Origin of the sequence: Streptomyces sp. NPDC017890, from assembly GCF_044328675.1 — a bacterium.
In the GTDB taxonomy this organism is placed as follows: domain Bacteria; phylum Actinomycetota; class Actinomycetes; order Streptomycetales; family Streptomycetaceae; genus Streptomyces.
Window position 1 is genome coordinate 215,297 of the sequence record NZ_JBIRHU010000005.1, and the last position, 16,302, is coordinate 231,598.

Consider the following 16,302-nt stretch of genomic DNA (forward strand, 5'->3'; position numbering starts at 1 on the left):
TCTGCGCCCCGCGGGCCGGCGCCCGTACGATCGGGAGGATGGCTGGTCGAAGGCGGGTGCCGGGTTCCTCGGTGGTGGCGCTGTGCCTGCTGCTCGTCTCCCTCGTGGCCTGCGGCGGCCGGACCGCCGCCGACCCCGCCCGCGCCGAGGTGCAGCGGGTGCTGGACCGGCGGGCGGCGGCCGTCCTCGACCACGACCGGGCCGCCTACACGCGCACCGGCACCGGGGCCGGCTTCGACAACCTGAGCGCGGTGCCGCTGGCCGAGTGGTCGTACCGCGTGGGGGACGTGGACCGCACCGGCGCCACCGCCACCGCCGCCGTCGAGCTCCGCTACCGCTTCGAGGGCCACGACCGGGGTTCTGTCACCGCCGCCCGCACCGTGCGGCTGAGCCGGGACGGTGCGGACGGGCGGTGGTCCGTCGACTCCGACCGGCCCGCAGAGCGGTCCGGCCAGCAGCCGTGGGACCAGGGCGTGGTCCGGGTCGTGCGGGGCGAGCACAGCCTGGTGCTCGGGGTCGGGCAGCCCACCGGGGCGCTGCGCGGCTACGCGGACCTGGCCGACCGGGCGGTGCCGGCCGTGTCGGACGCCTGGGACGGCGACTGGGCGCGGCGGGTCGTCGTGCTCGTGCCCGGTTCGCTGGAGGACATGGCGGGGCTGCTCGGCTCCCCCGCCTCGTCCTACCGCGGCATCGCGGCCGTCACCACCGGAGAGACGGGCGGCCGGGAGCGCGCCCCGGCCGACCGGATCATCGTCAACCCCGACGCGTACGGGCTGCTCGGCACCCTCGGCAAGCAGGTCGTGCTCACCCACGAGACCACCCACGTCGCCACCCGCGCCGACACCACCGCCGCCACCCCGCTGTGGCTGTCGGAGGGCTACGCCGACTGGGTCGGCTACCGCGGCAGCGGCCGCGCCCCCGCCGAGGCCGCGCCCGAGATGGCCGGCGCGGTGTCGGCAGGGCGGGTCCCCGCCGGGCTGCCGACCGACGAGGACTTCGGCTTCACCGCCGACGCGGACGAACTGGCCCGCGCCTACGAGGGCGGCTGGCTGGCCTGCCGGATGATCGCCGACCAGTGGGGCGAGGACCGCCTGGACGCCTTCTACCGCGCCGTGGGCGCGCACGACGACCGCGCGGGCGCGGCCGAGGACGCGATGAACGAGGTGCTCGGGACGGGGCCGGAGGAGTTCACGGCGCGGTGGCGGGAGTATCTGCGGGCGGAGTTCGGCTGAGCCGGCCGCACCGGCCCCGGGCCTTGTGCGGCACCGTGTCGCGCCACAGGGCGCGGGCCGCGACGAGCGCCGCGGCGACCAGCAGGCCGTTGCGGACGAACAGCAGCGCGACGCCGAGCGGGTCACTGGCGACGACCTCGGCGAAGAAGAGCGGGAACTCCAGCACCGTCACCGGGCTCGCCGCCAGCACCAGGGCGACCGGCACCCGCATCCGGCTCGCCCGGTAGCACCGGCAGACCGCCGCGAGACCGATCAGCCACACCATGTACTGCGGGCTGAGCACCCGGCTCGTGACCGTGAACACCAGCACCGCCACGAAGGCCGCGTCCGCCGCCGTGTGCGCCGCGAAGCGCGAGGCCGCCGCCCGCCACAGCAGCAGCCCGCCGAAGGCCAGGGCGGTGAGCGCGAGGGCGACCGTGCTCACCGTGCCCACGTACGGGCCGAGGAACTCGACCGAGCCGTAGTTGAGCAGCACCTCGCCGTCCCAGCCGAAGTGCCGGGCGACGTGGAAGACCAGCGCGCCCAGCGACTCCACCTCGGTGCCCCGCTCGCGCTGGAACGTCAGGAACGCGAACGCCCCCGGCATCGTCACGGCCAACAGCGCGGCCAGCCCCGCGCCGCTCAGCACGGCGGCGGCCCACGGGGCGCGCCCGCGCATCCCGAGGAGCACCAGCGCCGGCCAGACCTTCAGCAGCGCCCCCAGGGCCGCCAGGGCCCCCGCCACGCGCGGATGCCGGCCGGCGGCCAGCAGCGCCGCCACCGCGACGGCGGTGACCATCACGTCGTAGCGGGCGTACACCGTCGGACCGAGCAGCGGTACGCCCGCCACCCACACCCACGCACCGCACGACGAGCGCCCGGAACCCCGGCCCGCGCGGCACAGCAGGGCGAGGACGGCCAGGTCCGCTCCGCAGGCCAGGACGAAGAAGGCCGTCGGGTACGAGAGGAAGGGCAGCAGTGCGGGGGAGAGGACCGCGAAGGCCGCGGCGGGCGGGTACTGCCAGGTGACGTCGTCGTGCGGAAACGTTCCGGTGCGCAGGACCTCGTACCAGTCGCGGTAGATGACGGACACGTCACCGGTGACGTCCGGCCCCGGCAAGACCAGCACCTTCAGTACGAACAGCAGCAGCACCAGCCGCGTGACGCCCCAGGTCACCGGCAGCCACGCCGATGACCGCCTCGCGTCCCTCGTGTCCACGTGCTCCCTGCCCGTCCGCGTGCCGTGCTGTGCTGGGCCGTGCGGCCATGATGACCGGACACCTGTGCGTGTGCCACAGGAGGCAGCCGGGCCCCGGACCCGGACGGGGGTTCGGTAGGGTCGGCGGCGATGCGCAAGACCTTGATCGTGACCAACGACTTCCCGCCCCGCCCGGGCGGCATCCAGGCCTTCCTGCACAACATGGCGCTGCGCCTGGATCCCGAACGGCTGGTCGTCTACGCCTCCACCTGGAAGCGCGACCGGGAGGGCATCGAGGCCACCGCCGCCTTCGACGCCGAACAGCCCTTCACCGTCGTACGGGACCGTACGACGATGCTGCTGCCGACGCCGGGCGCGACCCGGCGGGCCGTCGGGCTGCTGCGCGAGCACGGGTGCACGTCGGTGTGGTTCGGGGCGGCGGCGCCGCTGGGGCTGATGGCGCCCGCGCTGCGGAAGGCGGGGGCCGAGCGGCTCGTCGCCACGACCCACGGGCACGAGGCCGGGTGGGCCCAGCTGCCCGCCGCCCGGCAACTGCTGCGCCGGATCGGGGAGTCCACGGACACGATCACCTACCTCGGGGAGTACACGCGCTCCCGGATCGCGGGCGCGCTCACCCCGCGGGCCGCCGCCCGGATGACGCAGCTGCCGCCCGGCGTCGACGAGAAGACCTTCCACCCGGGCAGCGGAGGCGACGAGGTGCGGGCCCGGCTCGGACTGACCGAGCGGCCCGTGGTGGTGTGCGTCTCACGGCTGGTGCCCCGCAAGGGCCAGGACACCCTGATCCGGGCCATGCCGCGCATCCTCGCCGCCGAGCCGGACGCCGTCCTGCTGATCGTCGGCGGCGGCCCCTACGAGAAGGACCTGCGCCGCCTCGCCGCCGAGACCGGCGTCGCCGCCTCCGTGCACTTCACCGGCGCCGTCCCCTGGTCCGAGCTGCCCGCGCACTACGGCGCCGGCGACGTCTTCGCCATGCCGTGCCGCACCCGCCGGGGCGGCCTCGACGTCGAGGGCCTCGGCATCGTCTACCTGGAGGCCTCCGCGACCGGCCTGCCCGTGGTCGCGGGCGACTCCGGCGGCGCCCCCGACGCCGTACTCGACGGCGAGACGGGGTGGGTGGTTCGGGGCGGCTTTGCCGAAGAGGCCGCCGACCGCATCGTCACGCTCCTGGCCGACCCGGAGCTGCGCCGTGGGATGGGCGAGCGGGGCCGCACCTGGGTCGAGGAGAAGTGGCGCTGGGACCTGCTGGCAGAACACCTGAAGGCGTTGCTCTGACGCAGGGTTCCTTCGGCACACCGGGGACGGCACTCCGCTCAGGGGCGCGGGGAACTGCGCGACCAGCCACAACGGACGGAAAGCCGCCGACGCACCGAACCCGGCACCCCGGCGGACGCCCCTACTTGGAGTAAATCGCCTCGATCTCGTCCACGTAATCCTTGGCGACAACACTCCGCTTCAGCTTCAACGACGGAGTCAAGTGCCCCGACTCCTCGGTGAACTGAGCCGACAGCACCCGGAACTTCCGCACCGACTCCGCCTTGGAGACGGCCGCGTTGCCGTCGTCGATCGCGTCCTGGACCGCCGCGAGCAGATCCGGGTCCTCGCGCAGCGACACCGCGGTCGAGCCGGCCGGTTTCCCGTGGTCCGCGCACCAGCGGCCGAGGAACTCCTCGTCGATGGTGACCAGCGCGCCCACGAACGGCCGCCCGTCGCCGACCACCATGCACTCCGCGACCAGCGCGTGCGCGCGGATGCGGTCCTCGATGACGGCCGGGGCGACGTTCTTGCCGCCGGCGGTGACGATGATCTCCTTCTTGCGGCCGGTGATCGAGAGGTAGCCGTCCTCGTCGAGGGTGCCGATGTCACCGGTGTGGAACCAGCCGTCGGCCAGCGCCTCGGCCGTCGCGGCCGGGTTGTTCCAGTACTCCTTGAACAGGTGCTCGCCGTGCAGCAGCACCTCGCCGTCGTCCGCGATGCGCACCACGGACCCGGGCAGCGGCTGGCCGACCGTGCCGATCTTCTGCCGGTCCCAGGGATTGAAGGCGGTGGCCGCGCAGGACTCGGTCAGACCGTAGCCCTCCAGGACCGTGAAGCCGATGCCGCGGAAGAAGTGACCGAGCCGCTCGCCGAGCGGGGCGCCGCCGGAGATGGCGTACTCGCCGCGCCCGCCGAGGACCGTGCGGAGCTTGGAGTAGACGAGCTTGTCGAAGACCTTGTGCTTGATCCTCAGGCCGAGGGACGGGCCGGACGGGGTGTCCAGGGCCTTGCTGTAGGCGATCGCCGTGTCGGCGGCCTTGTCGAAGATCTTGCCCTTGCCGTCGGCCTGCGCCTTGGCGCGCGCCGAGTTGTAGACCTTCTCGAAGACGCGCGGCACGCCGAGGATCAGCGTGGGCCGGAAAGCGGCCAGTTCGTCGGTGAGGTTCTTGATGTCCGGGACGCAGCCCAGCTTGATCGGCGCGATCATCGGCGCGACCTGCACCAGCCGCCCGAAGACGTGCGCGAGGGGAAGGAAGAGGAGCACGGAGCACTCGCCCGTGCGGAACAGCGGGCGCAGCCGCTCGACGACGTTGCCGCACTCGGCGAAGAAGCTGCGGTGGGTGAGCACACAGCCCTTGGGGCGGCCGGTGGTGCCGGAGGTGTAGACGATGGTCGCCGGGTCGTCGGCCTTCGCGATCGAGCCGCGCTCCTCGACGGTCCGGTCCGTGACGTCCTGGCCCAGGCGTCCCAGCTCCTCCACGGCTCCGGCGTCGATCTGCCAGACGTGCTTGAGGGCGGGCAGCTGCTCGCGCACCGACTCGACGGCGGCGGCGTGCCCGGCGGACTCCACGACGCACGCCGTGACGCCCGAGTCACTGAGGATCCACCGCACCTGCTCGGGCGAACTGGTCTCGTACACCGGCACGGTGATCGCGCCCGCGCTCCAGATCGCGAAGTCCAGCAGGGTCCACTCGTAGCGCGTACGGGACATCAGTGCGACCCGGTCGCCCGGCTGGACGCCGGAGGCGACGAGGCCCTTGGCGGCGGAGGACACCTCGGCGAGGAAGTCACGGGCGGTCACGTCCTGCCACACGCCGTCCACCTTGCGGGAGATGACAGCGACGTCCGGGTGCTGCGCGGCGTTTCTGCGGACGATGTCGGTCAGGTTTCCGTCCGCGGGGACCTCGTACAAAGCCGGAAGGCTGAACTCGCGCAAGACTGCTGCTCCTCATAAGGCGCCGGCGCCACGACGTTGTGCGATGCGACGGTGCGGTCCAAGGCTCGGGCAAGTGCTCGGGACAACTCATGCGGGATTCACATGTTGAAATCCAGAGCACGACTGGACTGCCCGGACGTTACCCGCCGGTATGGCTTCTCCGACAGGGGGTCCCCGCGAGATGTTCGCTGCGTCACACAGATGGGGTTTGCTTTGCGCACAGTAGTCGACAGATCGGCCGACCAGCCAGTAACCGCAGGTCCGGCCGCCACTGTTCACAGCAGGTGCGCGCTCCTTACGCTTGATCGCCATGGCATCCACACCGGCCGGTAACACGACAACCCGCGTCCATGTGATCAGCGACGTCCACGGCAACGCCCGCGACCTGGCCAGGGCCGGCGAGGGCGCCGACGCCCTGATCTGTCTCGGGGACCTGGTCCTCTTCCTCGACTACGCCGACCACTCGCGCGGCATCTTTCCCGACCTGTTCGGAACCGCCAACGCCGACCGCATCGTCGAACTGCGCACCGCCCGCCGTTTCACGGAGGCGCGGGAGTTCGGGGCGCGGCTGTGGGCGGGCGTCGGCGGGGACCGGCGGGAGCTGATCGAGGGGGCGGTGCGCAAGCAGTACGCCGAGATGTTCGCCGCCTTCCCCACCCCGACGTACGCCACCTACGGCAACGTCGACATGCCGCCCCTGTGGCGCGAGTACGCCGGCCCCGGCACCACCGTGCTCGACGGCGAGCGGGTGGAGATCGGCGGCCGGGTCTTCGGCTTCGTCGGCGGCGGCCTGCGCACCCCGATGCGCACGCCGTACGAGATCGGCGACGAGGAGTACGCGGCGAAGATCGAGGCCGTCGGCGAGGTGGACGTGCTGTGCACGCACATCCCGCCGGAAGTGCCGGAACTGGTCTACGACACGGTGGCGCGGCGCTTCGAGCGGGGCAGCCGCGCGCTGCTGGACGCGATCCGCCGCACCCGTCCCCGCTACGCCCTGTTCGGGCACGTGCACCAGCCGCTGGCGCGGCGGATGCGGATCGGGGCGACCGAGTGCGTGAACGTGGGGCACTTCGCGTCGACGGGGCGGCCGTGGGCGCTGGAGTGGTGAACGCTTCGGGGACACCTGCGCAGGTGGGTGGTGACATCGGCCGTGTCCGTGCGCGATAGCCTGCACGCGGCACACGTGCGCGCCACGGGCGCACGACGACCTCAGTACCGGCCCGCATCCGGAGGAGCCACGGCGATGGCGGAACACACCAGCTCGAGCATCATGATCGAGGCGGCACCGGCCGACGTCATGGCGGTGATCGCCGACTTCGCCCGCTACCCGGACTGGACCGGCGAGGTGAAGGAGGCGGAGGTCCTCGCGACCGACGCGCAGGGGCGCGCCGAGCAGGTCCGGCTCGTCATGGACGCCGGGGCGATCAAGGACGACCAGACGCTGGGATACACCTGGGCCGGTGAGCACGAGGTGTCCTGGACGCTGGTCAAGTCCCAGATGCTGCGCTCCCTCGACGGCTCCTACCTGCTCCGGCCGGCGGGCGCGGGCACGGAGGTCACCTACCGGCTCACCGTCGACGTCAAGATCCCGATGCTCGGCATGATCAAGCGCAAGGCCGAGAAGGTCATCATCGACCGGGCACTGGCGGGACTGAAGAAGCGGGTGGAGTCGGGGGAGAAGTAGCCCTCGCAGCCGTGCCGCCCCTGGAAGGCCCGGAGGTCTCCCAGGGGCGGCACGGCCGGCCCGGGCGGGCGGTGGGGGCTTCTTCCCCGCCCGAACGAAGCCGGGAGGGGGAGAGACACCCCAGGTACCGTTCAGCCTCATGCGCACCATCCTGATCACCGGCCCCGGCGGCAGCGGCCGTACCACCGTCGCCGCCGCCACCGCGCTCGCCGCCGCCCGGCAGGGCACCCGCACCCTGCTCCTCGGCGGCGGCCGCGACGACACCCTCGGCGCCGTGCTCGCAGTGCGCACCGGCCCCGCGCCGATCACCGTCGAGCCCCGCCTCACCGCCTGGCGGCCCGACGCCGCGCAGGGGTTCCGGGACGGCCTCGCCACCCTCCAGGACCGTGCCGCCTCCGCGCTCGACCTCCTCGGCGCCGGCCGCCTCGACCCCGAGGAACTCACCCCCCTGCCCGGCGCCGACGAACTCGCCCTGCTGCGCGCTCTGCGCGACGCCGCCCTCGCCGAGGGCCCCGACCGCCACGAACTCCTCGTCGTCGACCTCCCGCCCACGCCGCGCGCCCTCGCGCTGCTCGCCCTGCCCGAGGAACTGCGCCGCTACCTGCGCCGTCTCCTCCCGCCCGAGCGGCAGGCCGCCCGCGCCCTGCGCCCCGTCCTCGGCCGGCTCGCCGGCGTCCCCATGCCCGCCGAGGCGCTCTACGAGGCCGCCGCCCGCTGGGACCTGGAACTCGCCGCCGCCGAAGCCGTCCTCGCCGACCGGAACACCGTCGTACGGCTGGTCGCCGAGCCCGGCCCGGCCGGCGTGGACGCCGTCCGCTCCGCCACCCTCGGCCTCGCCCTGCGCGGCCTGCGCACCGACCTGCTGGTCGCCAGCCGCGTCCTGCCCGAGGACATCCCGGCGGACAGCTGGCTCACCGGCCCCCTCGCCCAGCAGCGCAAGGCACTGGAGGAGTGGCAGGGCACGTACGACGTCCGCACCGTCGCCCACCTCGGACGCGACCCGCGCGGCACGGACGACCTCGCCGCCCTCGACGCGCCGGGCGTCAACCCCGACGTCTCCCCGGTCGAGTGGCCGGTCACCGACCGGCTGGCCGAGGACGGCGTGCTGGTCTGGCACATCCCCCTGCCCGGCGCCATACGCGACGAACTCGACCTGATCCGCCGCGGCGACGAACTGGTCGTCACCGCCGGACCGTTCAGCAGGATCGCCCCGCTGCCGTCCGCGCTGCGCCGCTGCACCGTCGACGGGGCCGCGCTGCGGGAGGGCACCCTCGCCGTCCGGTTCAGGCCGGACCCGCGGCTGTGGCCGCAGAGCCGCTGAAGGCGCCGCGCCCCTTCGGGTAACGTCGTAAGGACGAACCGTAGTCAGGAGTCCGTCATGAGCGAAGAGCTCCCCCCGTCCGAGGCCGCCCGCCCCGACGAGGCCGACGCGGTGCGGGCCACCGACGCCGACGCCTGGGCGACGGCGTGCGCCGAGGACCTGGAGGCGGAGAAGGCCCGCCGCCGGGCCGAGTACGGGACCCCGTCCGGCTCGGCCGCCGAGGAGCTGCGCCGGCTCGTCGACACCGTCGCGGAGAAGCTGTCCGGCCTCCAGTCCCCGCTGCTCGGCCAGGTCGCCGGGCCGGCCGCCCAGCAGGTGGTCCGGCAGGTCGTCCAGCAGGCCAAGGCCGCCGTCGAACCGGTCATCGAGCGCAATCCGGACGTCTTCGACCACCTCGCGGCCGCCGGCGGCGAAATCCTCGCCGCCTACCGCTCCGCCGTCCAGAACCAGGAGCGTCGCTGGACCGCCGGGCCCGCCGGCCAAAACGACACCCCCCGGGACTCCAGCGACCCCCGTGACCTGGACGAACAGCGCGACGACGGAAGCGGCGACGGACGCGACGAAGGCGACGAGGGCACCGGCCCGGGGCAGCGCATCGACTTGGACTGACACTCCCCTCGGGTACGGTTGGCCATAGCGGGGCTCGACCGAACTGAGGGATTCATGGGACTCACCATCGGCGTCGACATCGGCGGCACGAAGATCGCGGCCGGCGTGGTCGACGAGGAAGGCAACATCCTCTCGACCCACAAGGTGCCGACCCCGGGCACGGCCGAGGGCATCGTGGACGCGATCGCCTCCGCGGTGGAGGGCGCGCGCGCGGGGCACGAGATCGTCGGCGTCGGCATCGGCGCCGCCGGATACGTCAACCGGCAGCGCTCCACGGTCTACTTCGCGCCCAACATCGACTGGCGCCAGGAGCCGCTCAAGGAGAAGGTCGAGGCCCGCGTCGGCCTCCCCGTCGTCGTGGAGAACGACGCGAACGCCGCGGCCTGGGGCGAGTACAAGTTCGGTGGCGGCAAGGGCCACCGCAACGTCATCTGCATCACCCTCGGCACCGGCCTCGGCGGCGGCATCATCATCGGCAACAAGCTGCGCCGCGGCCACTTCGGCGTGGCCGCCGAGTTCGGCCACATCCGCATGGTGCCGGACGGCCTGCTGTGCGGCTGCGGCTCCCAGGGCTGCTGGGAGCAGTACGCCTCCGGCCGCGCCCTCGTGCGCTACGCCAAGCAGCGCGCCAACGCCACCCCCGAGCGCGCCGAGGTGCTCCTCGCGCTCGGCGACGGCACCCCCGACGGCATCGAGGGCAAGCACATCTCGGTCGCCGCCCGCCAGGGCTGCCCGGTCGCCGTCGACTCCTACCGCGAACTGGCCCGCTGGGCCGGCGCCGGCCTCGCCGACCTGGCGTCCCTCTTCGACCCGTCCGCCTTCATCGTCGGCGGCGGCCTCTCCGACGAGGGAGACCTGGTGCTCGACCCGATCCGCAAGTCGTACAAGCGGTGGCTGGTCGGCGGCAACTGGCGACCGGTCGCGGACGTGATCGCCGCCCAGCTCGGCAACAAGGCCGGCCTGGTCGGCGCGGCCGACCTGGCGAGGGAGCCCGACCCGATCATGTAGGGCACGGTCACACGCGCCGGCGGGGGGGGGGGGGGGGCGGGCCCCCCCCCCCCCCCCGCCCCGCCCCCCCCCCCCCCCCCCCCCCCCCCCCCCCCCCCCCGCCCCCGGCGGCCCCCCCCCCCCCCCCCGCCCCCCCCCCCCCCCCCCCCCCCCCCCCCCCCCGCCCCCCCCCCCCCCCCCCCCCCCCCCCCCCCCGCCCCCCCCCCCCCCCCCCCCCGGCCCCCCCCCCCCCCCGCCCCCCCCCCCCCCCCCCCCCCCCCCGCCTCTGTGCCGTCGCGGTTCAGCCGTTGCGCGGGCCGGGGAAGGCCGTCGGCCGGACGTCGTCGCGCAGGGCCGGACTGCCCGCCGTCGGCTGGGTCGGCATGGAACGGGCCGCCGGGACCGTGGGGACGACTGGGACGGTGGGCACGGCGGAGCCCACGTTGACCGCGCGGGCGGCCGTCGGCTCCGGCACGTGCTCGGGGGACTCGGCGGCGGGCGCGGCCTGGGTGGCCGTGGCGCGGCGCGAGCCGTAGCGGCGGTGCACCGCCTGCTTGGTGACGCCGAGCGCCGAGCCCACCGCGTCCCACGAGAAACCGAGCGAACGGTCGAAGTCCACGGCGGCCGTGACCAGGGTCTCGACACTGTCCCGCAGCTCCTGGGCGAGACGGACCGTCGGGGCGGGGGCGCGTCCGTAGACGACGAAGCCCGTGGAGGGGCCGGAGCGGCGCGGGCGGTAGACGTTGCCCAGCTGGGCGGTGAGGGTGCGCAGTGCGTCCACCTGCCGGCGGACCCGCTCGATGTCCCGCACCAGCAAGTGCAGGCTGGCCCGAGCCTGGGCGTCGTGGGTTGCGTGGTCGGCCATGAACAAGCCTCTCGAACCGGCGTTGAAAGGAATCGGGCCGCGCGGGCGGCCCGGTGGTCAACTCTTCCTTGACCAACGCGTGGGCGCTCCGCTGGTCACGGGGTGGGGGCGTGGCGGCATATGCGTGCGCCCCTCGCCCGCGCCCCCTCGCCCACGCGCCCACGCGCCCTCGACACGCGGCCTCGACCCGCAGCCTCGGCGGTCTCCCACCCGCGCCGGGCTCCGCGGCGGGGTGCAGCGCCGTCGGCGGCTTTCCCTCGCGCGCGGGCTCGTAGACTGGTGCGTCGCCCGCATCCGCCCCCGCCCGAGAGGCCCGTCCCACCCATGAAGCTCGTCTTCGCCGGTACCCCCGAGGTCGCCGTTCCCGCCCTGGACGCCCTGATCGCCTCCGGGCGCCACGAGGTGGCCGCCGTCGTCACGCGGCCCGACGCTCCGGCCGGGCGCGGGCGCCGGCTGGTCGCCTCTCCCGTGGCCGAGCGGGCCGAGGAGGCCGGGATCGAGGTGCTCAAGCCCGCGAAGCCGCGCGACCCGGAGTTCCTGGAGCGGCTGCGCGAGATCGCGCCGGACTGCTGTCCCGTCGTCGCCTACGGGGCGCTGCTGCCCCGCGTCGCCCTCGACGTGCCCGCCCGCGGCTGGGTCAACCTGCACTTCTCGCTGCTGCCCGCCTGGCGCGGTGCCGCCCCGGTGCAGCACTCGCTGATGGCCGGCGACGAGATCACCGGCGCGTCCACCTTCCTCATCGAGGAGGGCCTGGACTCCGGCCCCGTCTACGGGACGGTCACCGAGACCGTCCGGCCCACCGACACCAGTGGTGACCTGCTGACCCGGCTCGCCCTCGCCGGCGCCGGGCTGCTCGCCGCCACCATGGACGGCATCGAGGACGGCAGCCTCGAGGCCGTGCCGCAGCCGGCCGACGGCGTCACCCTCGCCCCGAAGATCACCGTCGAGGACGCCAGGGTCGACTGGGCCGCCCCGGCGCTGCGCGTCGACCGGGTGGTGCGCGGCTGCACCCCGGCCCCCGGCGCCTGGACCACCTTCCGGGGCGAGCGGCTCAAGCTCGTGCAGGCCCGTCCCGTACCCGACCGGACGGATCTCGCCCCGGGACAGCTCGCCGCCGGCAAGAACAACGTGTACGTCGGCACCGGCTCGTACGCCGTCGAGCTGCTGTGGGTGCAGGCCCAGGGCAAGAAGCCGATGCGGGCCGCGGACTGGGCGCGCGGCGTGCGGATCACCGAGGGCGAGCTGCTCGGCGGCTGACCAGCGCCCGCGCATCACCGTTCACCGGCCCGGCGTACGCTGGTGGGCGCACGTCACCCCACACCCGGAGCACCTTTTTCGTGAGCGATCAGCCTCGTCGTCCCCGTAAACCCGGCAAGCCCTACCGCAGGCCCCAGAAGGACCCCGTCCGCTTCCTCGCCTTCGAGGCGCTCAGGGCCGTGGACGAGCGGGACGCGTACGCCAACCTCGTCCTGCCGCCGCTGCTGCGCAAGGCCCGGGAGAAGGAGGGGCCCGAGAAGTTCGACGCCCGGGACGCGGCCCTCGCGACCGAGCTGGTGTACGGGACGCTGCGCCGGCAGGGCACGTACGACGCGATCATCGCCGACTGCGTCGACCGGCCGCTGGGTGAGGTCGACCCGCCGGTGCTGGACGTGCTCAGCCTCGGCGTCCACCAGCTGCTCGGCACCCGGATCCCCAGCCACGCCGCCGTGTCCGCCTCCGTGGAGCTGGCGCGCGTGGTGCTCGGCGACGGGCGGGCCAAGTTCGTCAACGCCGTGCTGCGCAAGGTGGCGCGGGACGATCTCGACGGATGGCTGGAGCGGGTCGCCCCGCCCTACGACGAGGACCCCGAGGACCACCTCGCCGTCGTGCACTCGCACCCGCGCTGGGTCGTCTCCGCGCTGTGGGACTCGCTCGGCGGCGGCCGGGCCGGTATCGAGGAACTGCTGGCCGCGGACAACGAGCGGCCCGAGGTCACCCTGGTCGCCCGCCCCGGACGGGCCACGGCCGACGAACTGCTGGACGAGGAGGCCGCCGTACCGGGGCGCTGGTCGTCGTACGCCGTGCGACTGAGCGAGGGAGGCGAGCCCGGGGCCGTCCGGGCCGTACGGGAGAACCGGGCCGGCGTGCAGGACGAGGGCAGCCAGCTCGTCGCGCTCGCCCTCGCCAACGCGCCCCTGGACGGGCCGGACCGGCGCTGGCTGGACGGATGTGCCGGGCCGGGCGGCAAGGCCGCGCTCCTCGGCGCGCTGGCCGCCGAGCGGGGCGCCTTCCTGCTCGCCTCCGAGAAGCAGCCGCACCGGGCCGGTCTCGTGGCCAAGGCGCTGGACGGGAATCCGGGGCCGTACCAGGTGATCGCGGCCGACGGGACCCGCCCGGCGTGGCGGCCCGGCAGCTTCGACCGCGTCCTGGTCGACGTTCCGTGCACCGGGCTCGGCGCCCTGCGCCGCCGCCCCGAGGCACGCTGGCGGCGCCGTCCGCAGGACCTCGACGGCTTCGCCCCGCTCCAGCGGGGACTGCTGCGCAGCGCCCTGGAGGCCGTACGGATCGGTGGTGTCGTCGGCTACGCGACCTGCTCGCCGCACCTCGCAGAGACCCGGGCCGTCGTCGCCGACGTGCTCAAGCAGTTCCCCGGTGCCGAACTGACTGATGCCCGGCCGCTGCTGCCCGGCGTACCGGACCTGGGCGAGGGCCCCGACGTACAGCTGTGGCCGCATCTGCACGGAACCGACGCCATGTATCTGGCACTCGTCCGCCGGACCGCGTGACGGGCGCCCGCTGCCGCGGACCCGCGCGACGGGCGGCCGGCCCCCGCTGACCCGCACCCGCGACGCACGTGACCCGACCGCGTGCCCTCGGGAACGGATACCGCCCCTCGGGACCGATGCCACTCGCCCCCGGTGGGCATGGCAGTCTTGGGGGCATGGCCGCGCAGATCAACCCCAGCATCCTGTCCGCCGACTTCGCCCGCCTCGCGGACGAGGCCAAGGCGGTCGAGGGAGCCGACTGGCTCCACGTCGACGTCATGGACAACCACTTCGTCCCGAACCTCACCCTCGGCGTGCCGGTCGTGGAGTCCCTGGCCCGGGCGACGGACACCCCGCTGGACTGCCACCTGATGATCGAGGCCCCCGACCGCTGGGCGCCCCAGTACGTCGAGGCGGGCGCCGGTTCCGTCACCTTCCACGTCGAGGCGGCCGCCGCGCCGGTGCGGCTCGCACGGGAGATCAGGGCCAAGGGTGCCCGCGCGTCCATGGCGCTGCGGCCCGCGACGCCCATCGAGCCGTACGAGGATCTCCTCCCCGAGCTCGACATGCTGCTGATCATGACGGTTGAACCGGGCTTCGGCGGGCAGGCGTTCCTCGACATCATGCTCCCGAAGATCCGGCGCACCCGTGAGCTGATCAAGAAGCACGGTCTGGAGCTGTGGCTCCAGGTCGACGGCGGGGTGTCGGCATCGACGATCGAGCAGTGCGCCGACGCCGGCGCGGACGTCTTCGTCGCGGGTTCCGCCGTGTACGGGGCATCCGACCCGGCCGAGGCGGTACGTGCACTGCGCACGCAGGCCGAGTCGGCGACCGCCAAGGCGTCCTGGGCGTGCGACCACTGAGGAACAGAACGTGAACGGCTCCCATCAGGGCTGATCAAGTGCGCCGAATCTGCAAGGATGAACGGCGAATCCAGAGTGTGAACAGCAGTGAGGAGATCGCCGTGTCGGGTATGTCGGCGGGCCGTTCAGCCATGCGGATGGGACCCGCTGAGCTGGTCCAGGCGGCGGCCATGGCCCGCCGCTTCTACCTCGAGGGCAAGTCCAAGATCCAGATCGCGGAGGAGTTCGGCGTCAGCCGCTTCAAGGTGGCCCGGGTCCTTGAGACCGCACTCGAGCGGGACCTTGTCCGAATCGAGATCCGGGTGCCGGCCGAGCTGGACGCCGAGCGCTCGGACGCCCTGCGGGCCCGCTACGGCCTCAGGCACGCCGTCGTGGTGGAGTCCCCGGCCGACGCCGAGGAGACACCCGACCCGGAGAACCTGGGAGAGGTGGCCGCCGACCTGCTCGGCGAGCTGGTCAACGAGGGTGACGTACTGGGCCTGGCCTGGGGCCGGTCCACCATCCACATGGCGGCGGCGCTCGACCGGCTGCCGCCGTGCACGGTGGTTCAGCTGACGGGCGTGTACGACGCCGGGACCGCCGAGCGCGGCTCGGTGGAGGCCGTACGCCGCGCCGCCCAGGTGTCGGGTGGCGACGCCCACCCCATCTACGCGCCGATGCTGCTGCCGGACGCGGCGACCGCGCAGGCGCTGCGCCACCAGACCGGGATCGCCCGGGCCTTCGAGTACTTCGACAAGGTCACGGTCGCCTGCGTCTCCATCGGCTCCTGGGAGCCGGGCATCTCGACGGTGCACGACATGCTCAGCGACGAGGAGCGCGCGCACTACGCCTCGCTCGGTGTCGCCGCCGAGATGTCCGCGCACCTCTTCGACGCCGAGGGGCGCCGGGTCGGGCGGGACCTGGGGGAGCGGTGCATCACGGTCAAGGCCGACCAGCTCCGCCGTATCCCCGAGGTCGTGGCGATCGCGGGCGGGCAGCGCAAGGCGGCGGCCATCGACGCGGTGCTGCGCTCCGGGCTGGTCACCAGCCTGGTGACGGACACGTCGGCCGCGGACTACCTGATGACGGTGGGCTCGGCGCCGAAGTCGACGCTCAACAGGACCGACCCGGACGGTATCTGACGGCTCATCGGACGACCGGGGGCGGGAGAGGGAGAAGAGTGCGACATGACCGAGGACCCCGCGGGGCGGCTCGTGGTCACGCTGGACCTCGACGGGGTCACGGACAAGGCGGGCCTGATGGACCGCTGCGCCCGTGACCTGGCGCTGCCCGACTGGTTCGGCCGCAACTGGGACGCGCTCGCCGACTCCCTCGCCGACCCCTCCGTCTGGCCCGAGGGCGCGGCGGACCAAGGGCTGCTGCTCGTCGTACGGGGATGGGGCGCGTACGCGCGGGAGCGGCCGGACGAGTGGGCCGTCGCCGAGGAGGTCTTCGCCGAGGCGACGGACCGCGGTCCGGGGCTCTTCGTGACCCTCGGCCCTGGAGGATCCTCCAAGCAGGAGGCTGACCAGCCTGGATGATCTGCCCGGGGGTAACCGGCCATCGGCCATGGGAGAATGAAGTACGTGCTCTTTCCCCCTGGCTGACCTGTCCGGGGGCCACCTCTGAT

The 16,302-nt window shown here is 74.0% G+C and carries 15 protein-coding genes; 12 read left to right on the top strand and 3 right to left on the bottom strand.

The genetic code is table 11. The features are described 5' to 3' along the window. The first annotated feature begins 38 nt into the window (after window positions 1-38). A complete protein-coding gene (locus tag ACH4F2_RS08985; RefSeq protein ID WP_398132018.1) occupies window positions 39-1,232 on the top strand; it encodes a hypothetical protein in 1,194 nt (397 codons plus the stop codon). Here ACH4F2_RS08985 and ACH4F2_RS08990 read toward each other — a convergent pair. After that, window positions 1,189-2,430: a glycosyltransferase 87 family protein gene (locus ACH4F2_RS08990; protein WP_398132019.1), complete on the bottom strand. Its 1,242-nt coding sequence runs from the start codon at window positions 2,428-2,430 to the stop codon at window positions 1,189-1,191. The genes ACH4F2_RS08985 and ACH4F2_RS08990 overlap by 44 nt on opposite strands. 129 nt (window positions 2,431-2,559) lie before the next feature. Between ACH4F2_RS08990 and ACH4F2_RS08995 the strand changes: the two genes are divergently transcribed. Next, window positions 2,560-3,702, top strand: a complete 1,143-nt coding sequence (locus ACH4F2_RS08995; RefSeq protein WP_398132020.1) for a glycosyltransferase family 4 protein — start codon at window positions 2,560-2,562, stop codon at window positions 3,700-3,702. Window positions 3,703-3,823: 121 nt separating this feature from the next. Here the strand turns inward: ACH4F2_RS08995 and ACH4F2_RS09000 are convergent, their stop codons facing one another. Beyond that, complete coding sequence (locus ACH4F2_RS09000; protein WP_398132021.1) at window positions 3,824-5,620, bottom strand: AMP-dependent synthetase/ligase; 1,797 nt, start codon at window positions 5,618-5,620, stop codon at window positions 3,824-3,826. Window positions 5,621-5,930: 310 nt separating this feature from the next. Here ACH4F2_RS09000 and ACH4F2_RS09005 point away from each other — a divergent pair, with 310 nt between their 5' ends. From ACH4F2_RS09005 to ACH4F2_RS09025, 5 genes are all read left to right on the top strand, one after another. Beyond that, window positions 5,931-6,728 carry a metallophosphoesterase gene (locus ACH4F2_RS09005; protein WP_398132022.1) on the top strand — a complete coding sequence of 266 codons (798 nt, stop codon included), beginning with the start codon at window positions 5,931-5,933 and terminating at the stop codon, window positions 6,726-6,728. Between the two features lie 135 nt (window positions 6,729-6,863). Further along, complete coding sequence (locus ACH4F2_RS09010; RefSeq protein WP_398132023.1) at window positions 6,864-7,304, top strand: SRPBCC family protein; 441 nt, start codon at window positions 6,864-6,866, stop codon at window positions 7,302-7,304. 139 nt (window positions 7,305-7,443) lie between these two features. After that, window positions 7,444-8,625 (top strand): ArsA family ATPase, encoded by a 1,182-nt coding sequence (locus ACH4F2_RS09015; protein WP_398132024.1) that lies wholly within the window; start codon window positions 7,444-7,446, stop codon window positions 8,623-8,625. A gap of 57 nt (window positions 8,626-8,682) precedes the next feature. Next, window positions 8,683-9,234: a DUF5304 domain-containing protein gene (locus ACH4F2_RS09020; RefSeq protein WP_398132025.1), complete on the top strand. Its 552-nt coding sequence runs from the start codon at window positions 8,683-8,685 to the stop codon at window positions 9,232-9,234. Between the two features lie 54 nt (window positions 9,235-9,288). Continuing rightward, on the top strand, window positions 9,289-10,242 hold the full coding sequence (locus ACH4F2_RS09025; RefSeq protein WP_398132026.1) for an ROK family glucokinase: 954 nt from the start codon (window positions 9,289-9,291) through the stop codon (window positions 10,240-10,242). 280 nt (window positions 10,243-10,522) lie between these two features. Here ACH4F2_RS09025 and ACH4F2_RS09030 read toward each other — a convergent pair whose 3' ends face one another. Further along, window positions 10,523-11,086, bottom strand: a complete 564-nt coding sequence (locus ACH4F2_RS09030) for a hypothetical protein (RefSeq protein ID WP_398132027.1) — start codon at window positions 11,084-11,086, stop codon at window positions 10,523-10,525. A 324-nt stretch (window positions 11,087-11,410) separates the two neighbouring features. Here ACH4F2_RS09030 and fmt point away from each other — a divergent pair, with 324 nt between their 5' ends. The 5 genes from fmt (at window position 11,411) to ACH4F2_RS09055 (ending at window position 16,213) form a co-directional block, all read left to right on the top strand. After that, window positions 11,411-12,343, top strand: coding sequence for a methionyl-tRNA formyltransferase (fmt, locus tag ACH4F2_RS09035; RefSeq protein WP_398132028.1), 933 nt, complete (start codon window positions 11,411-11,413; stop codon window positions 12,341-12,343). 80 nt (window positions 12,344-12,423) lie between these two features. After that, on the top strand, window positions 12,424-13,851 hold the full coding sequence (locus tag ACH4F2_RS09040; RefSeq protein ID WP_398132029.1) for an RsmB/NOP family class I SAM-dependent RNA methyltransferase: 1,428 nt from the start codon (window positions 12,424-12,426) through the stop codon (window positions 13,849-13,851). 155 nt (window positions 13,852-14,006) lie between these two features. Continuing rightward, the gene (gene rpe / locus ACH4F2_RS09045) at window positions 14,007-14,693 is read left to right on the top strand and encodes a ribulose-phosphate 3-epimerase (protein WP_398132030.1); all 687 of its coding nucleotides are present in this window, start codon (window positions 14,007-14,009) and stop codon (window positions 14,691-14,693) included. Between the two features lie 77 nt (window positions 14,694-14,770). Continuing rightward, window positions 14,771-15,814 (top strand): sugar-binding transcriptional regulator, encoded by a 1,044-nt coding sequence (locus ACH4F2_RS09050; protein ID WP_003977362.1) that lies wholly within the window; start codon window positions 14,771-14,773, stop codon window positions 15,812-15,814. Between the two features lie 45 nt (window positions 15,815-15,859). After that, entirely contained in the window at window positions 15,860-16,213 is a 354-nt protein-coding gene (locus ACH4F2_RS09055) for a barstar family protein (protein WP_398132031.1), read from the top strand. The last annotated feature ends 89 nt before the right edge of the window (window positions 16,214-16,302 follow it).